This window comes from Bifidobacterium catenulatum PV20-2 (genome assembly GCF_000800455.1).
In the GTDB taxonomy this organism is placed as follows: domain Bacteria; phylum Actinomycetota; class Actinomycetes; order Actinomycetales; family Bifidobacteriaceae; genus Bifidobacterium; species Bifidobacterium kashiwanohense_A.
The window spans coordinates 1,869,852-1,885,693 of the sequence record NZ_CP007456.1; the positions used below are offsets into that span (position 1 = coordinate 1,869,852).

General features: G+C 57.1%; 12 protein-coding genes. 1 reads left to right on the forward strand and 11 read right to left on the reverse strand.

Going from position 1 to position 15,842, the window contains the following annotated elements:
• Positions 1–3: 3 nt before the first annotated feature.
• On the reverse strand, positions 4–807 hold the full coding sequence (locus tag AH68_RS08045) for a DeoR/GlpR family DNA-binding transcription regulator (protein ID WP_039199155.1): 804 nt from the start codon (positions 805–807) through the stop codon (positions 4–6).
• Positions 808–997: 190 nt separating this feature from the next.
• Between AH68_RS08045 and AH68_RS08050 the strand changes: the two genes are divergently transcribed.
• Positions 998–2,146 (forward strand): quinone-dependent dihydroorotate dehydrogenase, encoded by a 1,149-nt coding sequence (locus AH68_RS08050; RefSeq protein ID WP_039199156.1) that lies wholly within the window; start codon positions 998–1,000, stop codon positions 2,144–2,146.
• 150 nt (positions 2,147–2,296) lie between these two features.
• Here the strand turns inward: AH68_RS08050 and AH68_RS08055 are convergent, their stop codons facing one another.
• The 10 genes from AH68_RS08055 to nudC form a co-directional block, all read right to left on the reverse strand.
• The gene (locus AH68_RS08055) at positions 2,297–3,433 is read right to left on the reverse strand and encodes an NADH:flavin oxidoreductase/NADH oxidase (RefSeq protein ID WP_039199990.1); all 1,137 of its coding nucleotides are present in this window, start codon (positions 3,431–3,433) and stop codon (positions 2,297–2,299) included.
• Between the two features lie 194 nt (positions 3,434–3,627).
• Positions 3,628–5,952 carry a transglycosylase domain-containing protein gene (locus AH68_RS08060; protein ID WP_081995913.1) on the reverse strand — a complete coding sequence of 775 codons (2,325 nt, stop codon included), beginning with the start codon at positions 5,950–5,952 and terminating at the stop codon, positions 3,628–3,630.
• A 101-nt stretch (positions 5,953–6,053) separates the two neighbouring features.
• Positions 6,054–6,779, reverse strand: a complete 726-nt coding sequence (locus AH68_RS08065) for a Crp/Fnr family transcriptional regulator (RefSeq protein WP_033501645.1) — start codon at positions 6,777–6,779, stop codon at positions 6,054–6,056.
• Positions 6,780–6,948: 169 nt separating this feature from the next.
• Positions 6,949–8,091 (reverse strand): lipoate--protein ligase family protein, encoded by a 1,143-nt coding sequence (locus tag AH68_RS08070; protein WP_039199157.1) that lies wholly within the window; start codon positions 8,089–8,091, stop codon positions 6,949–6,951.
• The gene (locus AH68_RS08075) at positions 8,091–8,825 is read right to left on the reverse strand and encodes a TM2 domain-containing protein (RefSeq protein ID WP_039199158.1); all 735 of its coding nucleotides are present in this window, start codon (positions 8,823–8,825) and stop codon (positions 8,091–8,093) included. The genes AH68_RS08070 and AH68_RS08075 overlap by 1 nt, the downstream gene beginning before the upstream one ends.
• A 173-nt stretch (positions 8,826–8,998) precedes the next feature.
• On the reverse strand, positions 8,999–10,039 hold the full coding sequence (locus tag AH68_RS08080; RefSeq protein ID WP_039199159.1) for a 3-isopropylmalate dehydrogenase: 1,041 nt from the start codon (positions 10,037–10,039) through the stop codon (positions 8,999–9,001).
• Between the two features lie 206 nt (positions 10,040–10,245).
• On the reverse strand, positions 10,246–12,696 hold the full coding sequence (locus tag AH68_RS08085; RefSeq protein ID WP_173405882.1) for a S9 family peptidase: 2,451 nt from the start codon (positions 12,694–12,696) through the stop codon (positions 10,246–10,248).
• Between the two features lie 161 nt (positions 12,697–12,857).
• Positions 12,858–14,093, reverse strand: a complete 1,236-nt coding sequence (locus tag AH68_RS08090; protein ID WP_039199160.1) for an App1 family protein — start codon at positions 14,091–14,093, stop codon at positions 12,858–12,860.
• Between the two features lie 135 nt (positions 14,094–14,228).
• Entirely contained in the window at positions 14,229–14,633 is a 405-nt protein-coding gene (gcvH, locus tag AH68_RS08095; protein WP_039199161.1) for a glycine cleavage system protein GcvH, read from the reverse strand.
• 56 nt (positions 14,634–14,689) lie between these two features.
• The gene (gene nudC, locus AH68_RS08100; protein ID WP_039199162.1) at positions 14,690–15,778 is read right to left on the reverse strand and encodes an NAD(+) diphosphatase; all 1,089 of its coding nucleotides are present in this window, start codon (positions 15,776–15,778) and stop codon (positions 14,690–14,692) included.
• Between the last annotated feature and the right edge of the window lie 64 nt (positions 15,779–15,842).

Sequence of the window (15,842 nt, forward strand, 5' to 3'; positions counted from 1 at the left end):
TGGTTATTCACCTTCCTGAATAGGCTCGTTCTGGTGCGCCAGCACGAGCTCTTTAACCAAATCCCTTGTTTTCCCAACCGAATCGGGGTCTAGTCCATCATCGGTAATGACCGTGTCCACCTGGTCGAAGCGTGCGAAAAGCGACAATGATGTGCAGCTCCACTTGGTGTGATCGGTCAAAATTATGGTTCGATCGGCAATGTCCATCATTGCCATATCGGTTGCGGCCTCAAGCGAGTTCGGCATGAGGAAGCCGCGCGGAATGGACACGGAATGCGTGCCCAGGAAGACTGTGTTGACGCGCAGGGAGGACACCACCTTGTCGGCAATCGGCCCTACGAGCGAGTTGGATCGGGTGGTCACGCCGCCGGTCACGATGACTTCCACGTCTTTCGATTCCAGCGCCTGCACCAGTTCTGCCACCGGAATGGAGTTGGTGAGGATGGTTATGCCCGATGACTGCTGCGATTCAAGCAGATGTTGCGCGAACACGTATGCCGTGGTGCCGCCGCCGACGGCGATCACGTCGCCGGGCGCCACATATTTGATGGCTTCCTGTGCGATGGCGTCTTTGAGGCCGATGTCCATCTGCGACTTTACAGAGAACAGCGGCTCGCTCAGCAGCGTGCTGGTGGTGACGGCGCCGCCGTGCACGCGTTTCAGCAAACCCTTGTCGGCCAGATCGGCGATATCGCGACGGATGGTCATGGCGGAAACACCCAATTCTTTGGACAATGCGGTGATACGCACCGCACCGCGGGTACGCAACCTGCTCAAAATCAAATGTTGACGTTGTGACGATATCATTCGAACATTATCGCACATGTTCACTCAAAATAAAAACTGAGATGAGCGTTTCGCGCGTTTTACTTGCAGAAAAGTGTACCTGAATATCACACAATCCTCCGAATCGCACAAAAACGAACGTCGACATACCGTCAACGAAACCGATCACCATGTTGCCTTCTTTCAGCAAACGATGCGAGAATGGTGAACCATGACGTATGTTTCTGAGAATTTCTGGCACGACGCGGTGAACAAAGCCACCACCGATCTCTTCACCTTCGGCTACAAGCACATCATCAAACCGTTTTTCGTTTTCAATCAAACGCCCGACGTGGCGCATGACCAGATGATCCAGTTCTGCAAGATCACCAAGAACATTCCTCCGCTGATGTGGGCGTGCCGTGAAATGCTCAACTACTCCGACCCGGTGCTGGAAACCAATGTTATGGGCATCGACTTTGTCAATCCGTTCGGTCTTTCCGCCGGTCTTGACAAGAACTGCGAGATGCCGGTCTTGCTCGACAATGCCGGTTTCGGCTTCGAAACGGTCGGTTCCACCACGTCCCGCCCATGCCCCGGCAATCCGAGGCCGTGGTTCCATCGCCTGCCTGAATATGATTCGATGATGGTGCACGTCGGTCTTGCCAATGAGGGATCGGAAATCGTGGTTCCTCGTGCGGAGCAGGCTTGGACGAAAGCTCGCAACATGCAGATTTCCGTGTCCATCGCCCGCACGAATGACAACAAAACCGGCGATTTGGAAGAAGGCATCGAGGATTACTGCATTTCGATGCGCCGCGCCGCCGGCCGCACCGCCATGGTCGAAGTGAACATCTCCTGCCCGAACACCATGGCCGGCGAACCGTTCAACGAAAGTCCGGAAGCGCTCGACAGGCTATTCACCGAACTCGACAAAATCGAACGCCCGCAGCCCACACTGGTAAAACTGCCGTTGAACAAGAGCTGGGAAGAGTTCAAGGAACTGCTTGACGTGCTTGCCGAGCACAACGTGCAGGGGCTATCGATCGCGAACCTGCAGAAGGATCGTACCGGCATGAACATCCCGCGTGATTGGGAGGGCGGATTGTCGGGCTCGCCTTGCTATGCGGCCAGCAACGAACGCATCAAGCAGGTGTACCGCGAATACGGCGACCGTTTCACAATCGCAGGCATCGGCGGCGTGTTCACACCGCAGCAGGCCTATGAGAAGATCCGTTCCGGCTCGTCGTTGGTGATGTTCATCAGCTCGCTGATGTACCGCGGTCCGCAGCAGATCACCGTTTTGAAGCGCGGTCTCGCCGAACTGCTCAAGCGCGACGGTTTCGACCACGTCAGCCAGGCCGTCGGCATCGACGCCTGATTTCAGCCGGCTTCCCGATAGATGAAAGCAGCAAAAATAATGCGTCCCGCAACCAATACCATGGTGCGGGACGCTATTTTATTGCGATTACCAATACTGCCTGTTTTTATCTGATATTTATCTGACGATAATCCAATCTATCGGTTCCATTTAATACGCGCCACGCACGTATTGCGGCTGATAGGGCGCATTTTCGGTCGGAATATCGAGCTTGGCTGCGGCACGCAATGGCCAGTTCGGATCACGCAATGCCACACGTCCGATTTCGATGGCGTCGGCAGCACCGGATTTGAGAATCTTCTTGGCCTGCTTCGGTTTGGTGATCAGACCGACCGCCGTGGTTGGGATTCCGGCACGCGAACGCACCTGCTCCGCGAACGGAACCTGATAGCCGGGCTTGACCGGAATGGTCACGCCCGGAATCATGCCTCCGGTGGAAACATCCACCAGATCGACGCCATGCTCCTTCAATACTTTGGCAAGGTCGACGGTCTGGTCGAGATCCCAACCGCCGGCAGCCCAGTCGGTTGCGGAAACGCGCACCAGCACCGGCATGGTGTCGGGCACGACGGAACGCACGGCGTCCACGACCTCGACCAGCATGCGGATGCGGTTTTCGAACGATCCGCCATACTCATCCTCACGCTCGTTAATCAGCGGGTCGAGGAACTGCGACAGCAGATAGCCGTGGGCCGCATGAATTTCCACCGCGTCAAAACCGATATCATAAGCACGCCAAGCGGCATCGCGGAACTGGTCGACAATGGCATGGATCTCGTCAACGGCCAACGCGCGAGGCTTGGTCAGCGAGCCGAACGCGTTGGCGCTTGGCCCCACAGTCTTCCAACCGCCCTGCTCCTCCGGCACGCTCTCATGCTCGAAACCGATGGAGAAGCAACCGGTGGAGGCTTTGCGTCCGGCATGGTTGAGCTGCACCGCCATGGTGGCGCCGGCGGCCTTCGTATCGGCAACGATCCAACGCCATGCATCCATCTGCTCGTCGGCCCACAATCCCAAGTCGCATGGCGAAATACGACCCTCCGGCGCCACTGCGGTAGCTTCCACGATAATCATGCCGAAACCGCCCATGGCACGCGACACATAATGCTGGTAGTGGAATGGCGTGGGCAGACCATCCTGGGCCAACGCGGAATACGTGTCCATCGGCGGCAGCCAGATACGGTTGCGCACGGTCACTCCACGCAAAGTCATAGGATCGAACAGGCCAACCGTGCCATTGGTTTTGGCCTTCTTCGACTGCTTCGTCTTCTTTTCATCTTCGCTCATCGTAGTAGCTCCCCCTCCGGTCGCGCCTACCGGCTTCATGCCGATCAGCTGAACCTTCTTTTCGTATTCCCCTTGAGCTTCTCTGGAGATTTCGTGCCGTAGAACCGGCACTATCTGCATTCTACGCAGAACGCCCGCCGAGCATGGCGGGCGTTCATTGATTGTTCACTTCCATTCACTGAATTGCGGAAGCGTCACTCATCTTCGGTCTGCTGCTGATCCTGATCAGCCTGCTGGTCGTTCTGCTGGCTTTGCTGCTGAAGCGACTGGCTTTGCTGCTGAAGTGACTGGTTCTGCTGCTGAATGATTGTGCTTTGCTGCTGTGTGGCATTCTGCTTTCCACCGCCAATCCTAGTGACCGCGCCGGATGTTGCGGAATACTTGGCCGCAGGCTGCCCATAATCGTTATCAATCGGCAGCTGTTTGCGTTCCGCATAAGCATTCATAAAGTCACGCCATGCCGGGGCCGCGATGGTGGAACCATCCCAATAGCCGTGGTATTGGCCGTTGATAGCGATATTCGCAATCGGGTGTCCAACCGGATTCTGCACGTCACCGACGAGCACGAATGTAGCGATCTGGTTCGGAATGAAACCACCTGTCGTAACTAGCTGATCCTCGTGGGTACCGGTCTTGGCGAAGGTCTTACGTCCATTGGCCAACTGTGCCACACCGCCTGCGCCGTCAGGACGAACAACGCCTTGATTCATGGCCCAAGCAAGCGTTTGAATAATTTCCGGATCAACCGCCTGATGGCAGTTCGCGGAAGGCACCTTAATATCATTGCCATCCACATCAGTCACCTGCTTCAGCGCGATCGGATTGCATTGCACGCCATTGGACGCATATACAGCGAAGATGCTTGCCATCGTCAGCGGGGACACGTTGACGTTACCGACCATCATGGCAGGCACGAATGATGAGGTCTTGTCGAGCGTCTCACCGGTATTCGCATCATGATAGCCAAGTTCAGTTGCGGTATCGGCAATCTTGCACAAGCCGATGATGGATCCCATGGAAGCCTGCGTGGTGTTATGAGACCTCGCCAAAGCCAACGCCGGCGTTTCCGGATTCACCGTTCCATTGGTTATTGCGTTGGTGACGTTCCACGTATCAGTGCCACCGGTATAACGATCGCATGCGAACAACGAAGTCGAATACCTCGTGGACGTCTGCAGGTTCTCGTTGACAGAATGTCCCGCTTCCATCCATGCCACCAGATTGACAGGCTTCCACGACGAGCCGATGGAGAAGCCCATGCCGCCGCCGTCTTCTCGATCCACTGCGTAGTTCATGGAATCCTTGGTCTGGTCGCCTTGGGCCGCTTCGGTGGCATCATACGTTCGGTTCAGCCCGAAGCCCAACACTTCTCCGGTACCCGGTTTGACGGACGCCATCACGATTTCCATGCCGGAGGAATCTTCCGGTGGAATGGTGTTGCGCGCGGTTTCGTTCAACAAGGTGTTGGCATCGATATCCAACGTGGTGACAATCTTCAGGCCGCCCTCTTTCAGCAGTCTTTCCCTGTCCTCGCTGGTCTTGCCGAATTCCTTGGAATTCAAAATCTTATGAACCACGTAATCGCAGAAATAGCCCGCATCATAATCCGCGGCCATGCAACCGGTGGAAATAGGCTGAACATCAAGCGTATCTGCAAGCGGAGTATTGACCGCCTCCTGATATTCCGCATCCGAAATATAACCCTGCTCGTTCATCAGCTGCAGCACGATGTTGCGTTGCTTCTCGGATTCCGGCTGGTTCGATTCGACGGAAGGATCGTAAGCGTTCGGATTCTTGGTGATTGCCGCGATGGTGGCGGACTGCACGATGTTCAGCTGATCTGCGGTGGTGTTGAAATACCGTTTCGCAGCCGCCTGCACGCCATAGAGACTATTACCGCCGAACTGTGCGATATTGAGATATCCCTGCAAAATTTCAGGCTTGGAATACTGCTTTTCCATTTGCACGGAAATCAGCATTTCCCTCAATTTTCGTGCGATGGTATCTTCCGACGCATGGTATTGCGCGATCGGATCGTCATCCTGCTGCGCCTGCAGAATCAGCACGTTTTTGACATACTGCTGGGTAAGGGATGAACCGCCCTGATGGTCGCCCTTCATGTATGTTTGGACGAACGCGCGGAACACACCCTGCACATCAACGCCGCCGTGAGTGAAGAATCGTCTGTCTTCACGCGAGACCACGGCCTGCTGCATGTATTTGGAAATCTTCTTCAACGGCACGACTTCACGATTCTGATCCCAGAATTCGGTGATTTTCGTGGTGCCATCGGAAGCGTACATGGTCGACTTCTGCGGCAGGCTGGTCACATCAAAATCAATACCTTCGACCGACAGCGACGGAATAACCGCCTTGGCGACGCTGTTCGCGCCGAAAACCGCCGGTAGGAGGAACAAACTGGCGGCCACGCCGCCACCCACACTCAGCGTGATGTAGGCAATCACGAGTGCGAGCACACGTTGAACGGTCAAAGTCTTCTTTTCGGGCATGGTGCCCATTCTAAAGTGGTGGGTCTACTAATCAACCGCTCGCCCGCAGGCGTCACGGGTTTCTCACAAACAACCGTAAACCTTAAAAACCGCTGGAAAATAGTCGAAAATTATCGTCTCGATCGACGAATAAGCATACCCGGCTGGTAGATGATGATGGAACGGCCCTCACGCGCAATCCATCCACGGTTGGCGAAATCCATCAGCGCCTTGTTCACCGTTTCGCGCGACGAACCGACCAGCTGCGCCATTTCCTCCTGCGTCAGATCGTGCGGCACCTTCAACCCCGCCTCGACCGGCTCGCCGAAACGTGACGCCAGATTCAGTAACGTTTTCGCCAAACGTCCCGGCACGTCCATGAACACAAGCTCCGAAATGCGCTCGTTATTGTCACGCATGCGATGCGCGAGCACCTGAAGCATGTCGACGGCCACGCGCGGATGCTCGTCAAGCCATGCGAACAGGGCGTCATGCTCAAGCCATACGACTTTCGTGTCACTGGTCATGGCCACGGCGGACGCGGTGCGCGGGCCACCGTGCGGATCGAACACCGGAATCTCACCCAGCACCTCGCCGTACGCATGAATGCTCAACAACTGCACACGCCTGTCGGACGATTGCCGGATCAGTTTGACGCGCCCACGTTCCAGCAGATACATGCGATGATCGGTGTCGCCTTCACGGAAAATATAGTCGCCCTTATTGTATTCGGCATGCTGCAGATGCGGCAGCAGTTCCTCCGCCTCTTCGGAAGAAACCTGCTTGAACAACGCGGTGTGCAGCAACGTCGCGCTTTCGCCACTGGGTCCACTATTGGTCTCATTTGGCGTAGCCATTTGTCACACCTCCGTTCATAGGCACATCCTCTAGACACGCCGCCAAGCGTGTTGCCGGGCGCGCTGCCGCGGCCTCGAAAACTTGGTGCGATTCCACATGCCCTCACGGAACACAAGCTTTCGTAACGTTCTCATTGCCCTTGACATCAGGGCGGCTTCGGCCATCGGGCTACATTGTAACTCGCTTGGCGGCGTCGAGCAGCCGTTCAACCACGTCTTCACGGCTCATGCCCGTCTGCGAGCGCATCGGATCGACTCGTTTTACCGCTGATTTCACCGCTTTGTCCGACATTTTCTCGCGTGAGGTGTTCAATACCCGCCCCATTTTTTCCGCGTCGATATCGTAGGCGAGGGTCACGTGATGCAGTATGGCGCCAGGCCCTTCCCCTGCTGGCATGAAGCGGCGTTGCGCGGCTCCGCCGAGCTTGCCGTATTGCGTGGCGATGTCGTTGAGACCGGCGAATCGTACGTCGAGCCCGAGTTCCTTAAGCGCGCGCACCAGCCAGAAATCGCAGAGCCGGTATGATTCCTCGATGCTTATGCCTTGGGCGAAATCGAACGGCGCGTACAACGAGTAGGTGATGGTATTGCCCGGTTCGATGAACATCGCCCCGCCGCCGGTGCAACGTCGGACCACGGTGAATCCTTCCTTCTGCGCGACCGCCGTATTGACTTCGTCTTCGAGCGACTGGAATTTGCCGATGACCACCGCTGGGGCGGCCCATTCCCAGATACGCAGCGTGGGTTCGCGTTTGCCTGCCGCCACTTCGCGCGCCCATGTGATGTCGGTTTCCATTTGTTCGTTTGGATTTCGCGGTTTGTCGTGGATGACGGTCGGTTTCAGGGCCCGCCAGCGTTCCAGATATTCCTCTTGCGTCAGCGCATTATGCATTCCCGGTTGTTCCCCGGAATATTGTTTCGTGGACCGCGCGATGTTCCCGTTGTCCGTTGCATCTTCCGCATTGCGCGATTCACTGCCTGTGATTGCGCGGAGGAAAGCGATGGTAATGCCTTCTTCCGTCATACCCACCAATCGCACGTTCGGATAGTTCGCGGTAATCGCTTGCAATCGTCGCGTAATGTCGCGTGCGGACGCACTTCGCTGGCTTTGCAGCAAGTTTTCCCAATCCTGCAATAGTCGGCGGGAATCCTTGTCATCGCCGTCAAGAAAGAAATCGCCGTCGATCCGACATTGTTCCACGGATTGGATGGAACTTGCGCCTTCGCGGGAATATGCTGGAATGGCATCAGAAAGCCGGACGGAAACCCCTACGAGTTTGCCACCCGGCTGCTTGTACAGGCCTCTGCCCATCAATCTTGGAGCTCTTGGCCGCGCCCATCGCGGTGCCAGTTGGACCCGTAGCTGGAGCACAGGATGAGGACGGCTTCGATCAGAGACCAGATTCCGGAAATGATCGGTCCGATAAGGATGATCCATCCGATCAGGGTCAGCAACAGCTGGGCCACGGCCTTGCCGGTGTAGCCCAGATAGAAGTTGTGTATGCCTAGGGTGCCGAGGAACAGGCCGAGAAGGCCGGCGACGATCTTCGACTTCTGCGCGTAGCCGTAGCCTGGCTGCTGTTGGGCCGCCTGATAGTAGGCCTGCTGCGCGTAGATTGGCGGCTGATTGTATGCGGGCTGCGTGTATTGGGGCTGCGCCGGCTGCTGATCGTAGGGGGTCTGCGCCGATTGTGCGTAATCCGCCGGTCCATACATCGACTGGCCGTAGCTGGGCTGAGCTGGCTGCGTAGGCTGCGCGTAAGCGGGAGCGGCCAAGCCATCTGCGGGCACGGACGAACCGTAGGCAGCCGGCTGACCATATGGCTGGGCATTGCCATACGTACCGTCGGGAATGTTGTTGCCCTGCGCGTCCGGGGCATGTCCCTGCACAGGCTGCTGCGATGCATACTGGTTGGGATTGTACGGTTGCGCTGCAGGCTGATTGCAGCCATCCTGGAATTGTCCGAAATCAGCTTGGGTCGAATCATTCGACGCGTAATAGTTGTCTTGTCCGGAATTGTTGTAGCCGGCATTGTTGTCACTCATGTTTCCAACAATATCCCATAATTTGTCTTATCTCTTTCATCTACCCTGAAAGCAATCCCTGAAATCCCCCTGAATATACGTGAAGCCCGTCGAACCAAGCATGAAGCTCGATTCGACGGGCGTTGCAACAGGCGAATAGATCCGGCAAAATCATATAATCCGGATCATGCCCGTCACATGCGGGCCAGAATGTCGCGTCCGACCTCGTCGGTGGAGCGGGTGGTGGATCCCAGTTCCTCAATGTCGGCTTCGACGGCCGCATCGATCTTGGCTGCGGCTTCGTCGAATCCAAGGTGGCGCAGCAGCATGGCTGCGGAAAGAATCGCGGCGGTCGGATTGGCCTTGTTCTGACCTGCGATATCTGGAGCGGAACCGTGGATCGGCTCGAACATGGACGGGTATTCGTCGGAAGCGTTGATGCATCCGGAAGCGGAATAGCCAACGCCACCGACCACGGCGCCGGCCTCGTCGGTGATGATGTCGCCGAACAGGTTATCGGTGAGGATCACGTCGAAACGGGACGGATTGGACACCATGAAGATGGTGGTCGCGTCAATGTGCAGATAGTCATGGGAGACTTCCGGATATTCCTCGGCGACCTTGTCAACGATGCGCTGCCACATGTCGCCCGCGTTGACGAGCACGTTCTTCTTGTGCACGAGGGTCACACGCTTCCTGCGCTTCATGGCCAGCTGGAAGGCGTAACGTACCACGCGCTCCACACCGTAGGCGGTGTTGATGGAGACTTCGGTGGCCACCTCGTTCGGGGTGCCGCGACGCACCGCTCCGCCGGCGCCGCAGTACAGGCCTTCGGTGCCTTCACGCACTACAACGAAGTCGATGTCGCCCGGGTTGGCGAGCGGGGAGGTCACGCCCTTGTACAGCTTGGAAGGACGCAGGTTGACGTACTGGTCGAGATCGAAGCGGAGCTTGAGCAGCAGACCACGTTCCAGAATGCCGGCCTTGATGCGCGGATCGCCTACGGCGCCCAGCAGAATCGCATCGGTCTTCTTGATGCGCTCCTCTTCCTCTTCCGGAAGAATCGCACCGTCGCGCAGGTAACGCTCGGCACCAAGATCGAAATTCTCGTAATCGAATTCAGCGACGCCCTCGGCCGCCTTCTCCAGAGCCTTCTGGGCCCACGGAGTCACTTCCTTGCCAATGCCATCGCCCGGAATGACGGCGATGGTGTACTTCTTTGCAGAATCACTCATAGCACGCGACTCTAGTCAACGGATCAGCACGTGGACACGTAACGCTCAACTAGTGGACACTCCATATGGCGTCGTCGGCGGCCACGAACGTGTCACCTTCATTGATTTTGACGTCGTATGGCACTTTCCAATGCAGTTCGGTGCAGGACCCTCAAATCGGGGACCCTACAAGAAACACCGAACATACACGGTCGGACACAAACGAATTAATGCGTAATACCCATCATCGCAAGGCACCAAGCATTCTCATAGGAAATCTCCTCCCACTGCTTATACCTTCCGGACGTACCCCCATGACCGGCCTCAACCTCAATCTTCGCCACGGCATCCACACCAGCGCGCTGCAGGCGAGCCAACCATTTCATCGGCTCCACATACAGCACACGCGTGTCATTCATCGACGTGGTGATGAAAATCTTCGGGAAAACCACAACCCGATCATCATCGGCATCAGCCGGCGCATTCTCATACGGCGTATATTCCTTCATATACCGATACACGTCCGCATTATGCAACGGATCGCCCCACTCGTCCCACTCCGTAACCGTCAACGGCAACGACGGGTCAAGAATCGACGTCAACGCATCCACAAAAGGCACATCCGCCTCAATACCGGCAAAACATTCAGGAGCCAGATTCGCCACGGCACCCATCAACAGGCCACCGGCGGAACCACCATCGGCCACCGTGCGAACAGGAGACGCCAAACCGGCACGTTGCAACGCACGCACGGCATCAACGAAATCCTCAAATGAATGCTTCTTATTGAGCAGATGCCCCTGCTCATACCAGGCACGACCCATCTCACCGCCGCCGCGAATGTGCGGCACCGCATAAAGCACGCCACGATCAAGCATACTGATGCGAGACACCGAGAATCCCGGATCCGAACTGATCTCATACGCGCCATAACCAGTAACGAACATCGCCGAATCACAAGCAGGCACGTCCCGACGCCACACCAAGGAAACGGGAATACGCTCGCCATCGCGGGCGGTGACCCACACTCGGCGTTCCATATATTCGCGCGGCTCAAATCCACCAAGCACGGTGGCACGCTTCAACAGGCGATCCTCACCGGTTGCCGGATCGACATCATGCAGCTCGCCGGGGCGCGTATAGCTGGCGAACGAGTAGCGTATACGGGGCGCATCATATGAAGGATTATCTCCCGTACTAATCGAATACAGGCGCCGGGTCTCCCCCGGCATCGCATCGGCAGTCGCGCCATCCGACGAAGTCATCGCCTTACGGGAAATCCCATGCACGGCCGATCCTTCGCCTTGCGCAGCGGCCAACTGGTCGAGCGCACCCCACACTTCGGCACGCTCCACGTTGATCTCGTCCACCGACTCATCAACATCCCAATCGCCTTCCAACGCGTGCGGAACCAGCTCGGTGAACCGCCATGGGCGACCTGCAAGAAAATCCTCCGCGGCCGCATCCTTCGTCATCACCGCAATATGCGGCAGACTTTCCGCACGGTACTGCAACGCCACGTAATGCCGATGAATCGAAATTCCCTCGATGCCAAGACCATGCGCACCCTGCAAAATGGCGGGATTGCAAGGATTCGAATACGGCGTGCCGATCGGCATCGAAGAAGCGCCCGGTTCAACATCGTCGCCATGCTCGCATCCGTACGGCGAGCCGACGGCCACACGCACACCCTCACCCAAACGATACGGGGGCTCATGCGAACGCATGTCAATCACATCGATTTCGAAATTCGGGTTCAACGCATTGTGGTAAACCACGGCGAGCGGAATGTCCTCGCCATGCTCGCCGGCACCTTCGAAACGGCTGAAGCTCACGTCATATTCCACATCCGGCTCGCGCGGAATGAACGCACGGAATTCACCTTCCGGATCGTCAGTGGAAAGCAGCAGCACTTCGGTGGTGGTTTTCGATCCGGTGCCGATCACCAGATTGCGTTCGTCGAACGACAGGCCGATGCCCACCCAGAATCGTTCGTCCTGTTCGCGATACACTTCCACATCGTCGGTGACGGGGGTACCAACGCGGTGTCGCATCACCGCATATGGACGCCATGCGTCGTCGAGCAGCACGTAGAACACCCATTGCGCGTCCGGCGTGAAGCAGGCGCCGCCGATGCCTTCGAACACTTCCGGCAGTTCATCGCCGGTTTCGATATTGCGAATACGGAAATTGTAACGTTCGTCGCCGCTGGTATCAGTGCCGTACAGCATCCAACGTCCGTCTTTGGAAACATCCATGCCACCAATGCGGAAGAAATCGTAGCCTTGCGCTTCGGCATTCGTGTCGAACACCACTTGTTCGCCGTCGAGGGGAACGCCGATCTCAATGGTCGGCGGATCCCAATCGTCTGCGCTTCGAATCGGCACACGGCATTGCACCGCATACTGCTGGCCTTCCTTGGTGCGTGTGAAATACCAGTAGCCGTCCATGCGCGTTGGCACGGACATGTCGGTTTCCTGCACATGCGATTTGAACTCGTCGAACAATGTGGTGCGTAGGTTTTTCAACGCTTCCATGCGCTGTTCGCAATACTGGTTCTGTGCGGCGACGTAATCCTGCACGTCCTGCGATTCCTTGTCGCGCAGCCATTCGTACTCATCGATGAAGGTGTCGCCGTGGAACACGCGCTCCGTCGGCACGCGTTTCGCGATCGGCATTCCGCATTCGCCCAGACGGCTCTGACGGCTCTTGTCGTTTTCCTGCGCGCCCGTTGCGTCCTGTTCACCCCGAAAATCAGTCATGCAGGCGATTATACCGGTATCGCGCTCCCAATCCAGCGCAACGCGCATCCCCCTTGCTGTAAGTGGAAAGAAAAACGTCAGACACCCAGCTGTTGTTTCAGGAACGGCAGCATGGTTTTCATCAGATTCGAGCCAGTCGTTCCCGTAAATACAGGAACGTCGGTGACTGGAATCGGCTGCGTGGCCGCACGCCCCGAAACGGTGCCGAGATTACCGGCGGCCTCGCGTGGAGACAGTTGCCGTATGCCGATCGCAAGCACACGCCCCGGATACCGACGTGCGATCGTGGCGTACGTGGTCGGATCCTTCTGCCCATCATCGCCGATCAGAATGAACTTCATATCGGGAAAATCAGCCATTAATTGTTCGGCATACTCGAGTTTGTGCTGCACTCCGGAAGGAATGAACGTTTTCGGACGGGGATCGAGGTCACGCAGCAGCAGCGGCCCTTCCGGGAACCCATGGTCGGCAATGAAATGCCTAATCGAGCTTTCCACGTTCCACGGCGACGTCGACAGATAGAAGAACGGGGCATCCGGAAACATGTCCGCAATGCGGTTGAACAGCAGATTCATGCCCGCCACCGGCATTTTCTTCTTCGGATTGAGCAGCAGCAGATTGTAGGCCGCTTTCATCAGGCTTGGCGCCTGCGTGACCATGACGGTGTCATCCACGTCGGAGATTACACCGACTTTCGTGCCGCTGGGAATGGTGAACAGGTTGGCTTTGACCGGCTTGCGGCTACGCACCTTGTACGACACATCATGCACGCCCGGTTCGAGCAAATGCTCGGCCACAAGATCGAGATAGCCTGCGGAATCGGATGCGGCAAATTCGCTGGAAACATTGCGCTGCGCATCCACTTCGTCATACACTTCCGACACCCCCACCTGCACGGTTTCGAGGGGCACGCCGTCGATGGCGATGCGCACCTTCGTATGCGGCGAGGGGATGGTGAGCATAGCGCGTATGCCTCGGGTCAGGCGGCCCGCCTGGCGTTTGAATGGGCCGTACACGGTTCGGCAGATCAGGCGCGAGTAATGTTCGGTGCCATAGCCGACATACGGTTCCACGCGCGGATACCAATTGAGATTGCGTACCATATTTGTCGAGACCGTCACCCACCCGTTGAACGCTCTGGTGAGGGCACGGCGGAACAGCTGTGTCAGCGGAGGCTTGACTTCGATACGCTCATGTTTTGAAGCGGCATCGAAGGTGGTGACCACCTTGCGTGCGGGAATGGGCACGGTCGGCATGTCATCTTCGGATATGACATCCGGTTCACGCTGGGGCAACGGCTGTGGTTCGGTCATATCCCCACTATAAAGGCGATTGCCGAACTACTTAGTGCCCCAGCCATGAAAATCAGGGATTATTCAGGGAACGGTAACGATTTCATACCTGATTTCGCATGCGGTTCCCTGTTCCGAGACGTTTTGCCGAATCTTTTATTCCGCCACGATGTTGGCGTATTCCTCGGAGGAAAGCAGTCCCGGTTCGTCATCCTCAAGCTCGATTTTGAAAATCCAGCCTTCGCCATACGGATCGCCGGTAACGATGCCCGGATCGTCGGCCGCTTCGCTGTTCACATAGCGGATCACGCCAGCCACTGGAGTGACCAGCGGCGTGACGGCTTTGGAGGATTCCAATTCCGCCACTTCGTCGCCGGCCTGTACTTCGGTGCCGACTTCCGGCAGATCGATGTACACGAGTTCGCCAAGCTGGTCGGCCGCATATTCGGTGATGCCCACCATGGCCGGTTCGGTGGAGGCGTCCACCCACACATGCTCGTCGGAGTATTCGAGATGCTCGGGAACGTCCAGATTCGGCCTGTTTTCGTTTTCTTCACTCATGAAAACTCATTCTATGTCAATTGCGCGCATTTCCCATAGCGCGGTACCGAAACTTGTTACGGCAGATCGTGGCCGAGCCATTCTTCGATCATGTAGCGGGCGATGGTGGCCTTTCCGGGGGCTTCCATACGCCCTGTTACCAGCTCGTTCATATATTCGTCACGGGTCATCCAACGCGCTTGCAGGGTCTCGTCACCGTCCACATGCACGTCGGTGGTATTGGCCACGCCCTTGAACGCTATCATGAGCGAGGCTGGGAATGGCCATGGCTGCGATCCCAAATATTTGAGTTCGCCGAGGTCGATGCCGACCTCCTCTTTGGCTTCGCGCCGGCATGCGTGCTCCAGATTCTCGCCCGCCTCCACGAAGCCGGCGGACACGGAATACAGGCCGGTGTTGCGCCATGCGCTGTTGTGCTGCAGCAGCAGACGGTCCTCATGGTCCACGATCGCCGTGATAACGGCCGGCTCCACTCTGGGGAACAGCAGCCGTCTGCCATCCGCTTCGCTGGTGCACCGCTGCGCCCATCCGCCCAACGCCGGTTCGGTCGGAGCGCCGCACGTGGGGCAATGGCGTTGGCGCGCATGCCACACACCTAGCGAAATCGCCGTTGTGGCCTGGCCAGCCTCACGCGCGCTGGCATGTGGGGCGAATCCGCGCAGGTCAACCCAGTCGAATCGTTCCGCTGCGTTTTCCAACAGCGATTTCGACGTCTTCGCTTCCGGCTCGCGCTGTTCGTCGAACGCGTCGTCCGCGCCCATATGCTCGCTGCTTGCGGCCACCGGCTCTGCAGCCTTCACACGAGACACGTCAACGGCCACCACATGCTCGTCACGCTTGCCGCCATATGAGCCGAGGAATATGGCGAGCGCCGTCGGATGCGTGTGCAATTCCGCCGCTACATAGGATCCGGGCAACTGTGTCAAACGCATGTGCACGTTGGCGTAGTCCGCGATGGCGCCTTGTCCGCGTGGCACCGCCACCATGCCGTCTTTGACGAGAATGACTTTCGTAGCAGGTTCCAGCAGCACTGTGTCGAACAGGTCGGGTTCGTCGCGTCTTGAAACCTCATAGTCAATGTCGCCTTGCGCAAGTGGCAGGAACGGCAGTGCCTGAGTCAGCGCCAGTGGCGAGAACACGCTCATCGATTGCTTCTTTCTTTGAATACGATATATAGAAGATTTTTTCTATATAAATCGTATTTTCTTT

Bases quoted from the DNA above. Each gene is read 5' to 3' on its own strand.
- AH68_RS08045 (WP_039199155.1), bottom strand. From the start codon at position 807: ATGATATCGTCACAACGTCAACATTTGATTTTGAGCAGGTTGCGTACC.
- AH68_RS08050 (WP_039199156.1), top strand. From the start codon at position 998: ATGACGTATGTTTCTGAGAATTTCTGGCACGACGCGGTGAACAAAGCC.
- AH68_RS08055 (WP_039199990.1), bottom strand. From the start codon at position 3,433: ATGAGCGAAGATGAAAAGAAGACGAAGCAGTCGAAGAAGGCCAAAACC.
- AH68_RS08060 (WP_081995913.1), bottom strand. From the start codon at position 5,952: ATGGGCACCATGCCCGAAAAGAAGACTTTGACCGTTCAACGTGTGCTC.
- AH68_RS08065 (WP_033501645.1), bottom strand. From the start codon at position 6,779: ATGGCTACGCCAAATGAGACCAATAGTGGACCCAGTGGCGAAAGCGCG.
- AH68_RS08070 (WP_039199157.1), bottom strand. From the start codon at position 8,091: ATGGGCAGAGGCCTGTACAAGCAGCCGGGTGGCAAACTCGTAGGGGTT.
- AH68_RS08075 (WP_039199158.1), bottom strand. From the start codon at position 8,825: ATGAGTGACAACAATGCCGGCTACAACAATTCCGGACAAGACAACTAT.
- AH68_RS08080 (WP_039199159.1), bottom strand. From the start codon at position 10,039: ATGAGTGATTCTGCAAAGAAGTACACCATCGCCGTCATTCCGGGCGAT.
- AH68_RS08085 (WP_173405882.1), bottom strand. From the start codon at position 12,696: ATGCCGATCGCGAAACGCGTGCCGACGGAGCGCGTGTTCCACGGCGAC.
- AH68_RS08090 (WP_039199160.1), bottom strand. From the start codon at position 14,093: ATGACCGAACCACAGCCGTTGCCCCAGCGTGAACCGGATGTCATATCC.
- gcvH (WP_039199161.1), bottom strand. From the start codon at position 14,633: ATGAGTGAAGAAAACGAAAACAGGCCGAATCTGGACGTTCCCGAGCAT.
- nudC (WP_039199162.1), bottom strand. From the start codon at position 15,778: ATGAGCGTGTTCTCGCCACTGGCGCTGACTCAGGCACTGCCGTTCCTG.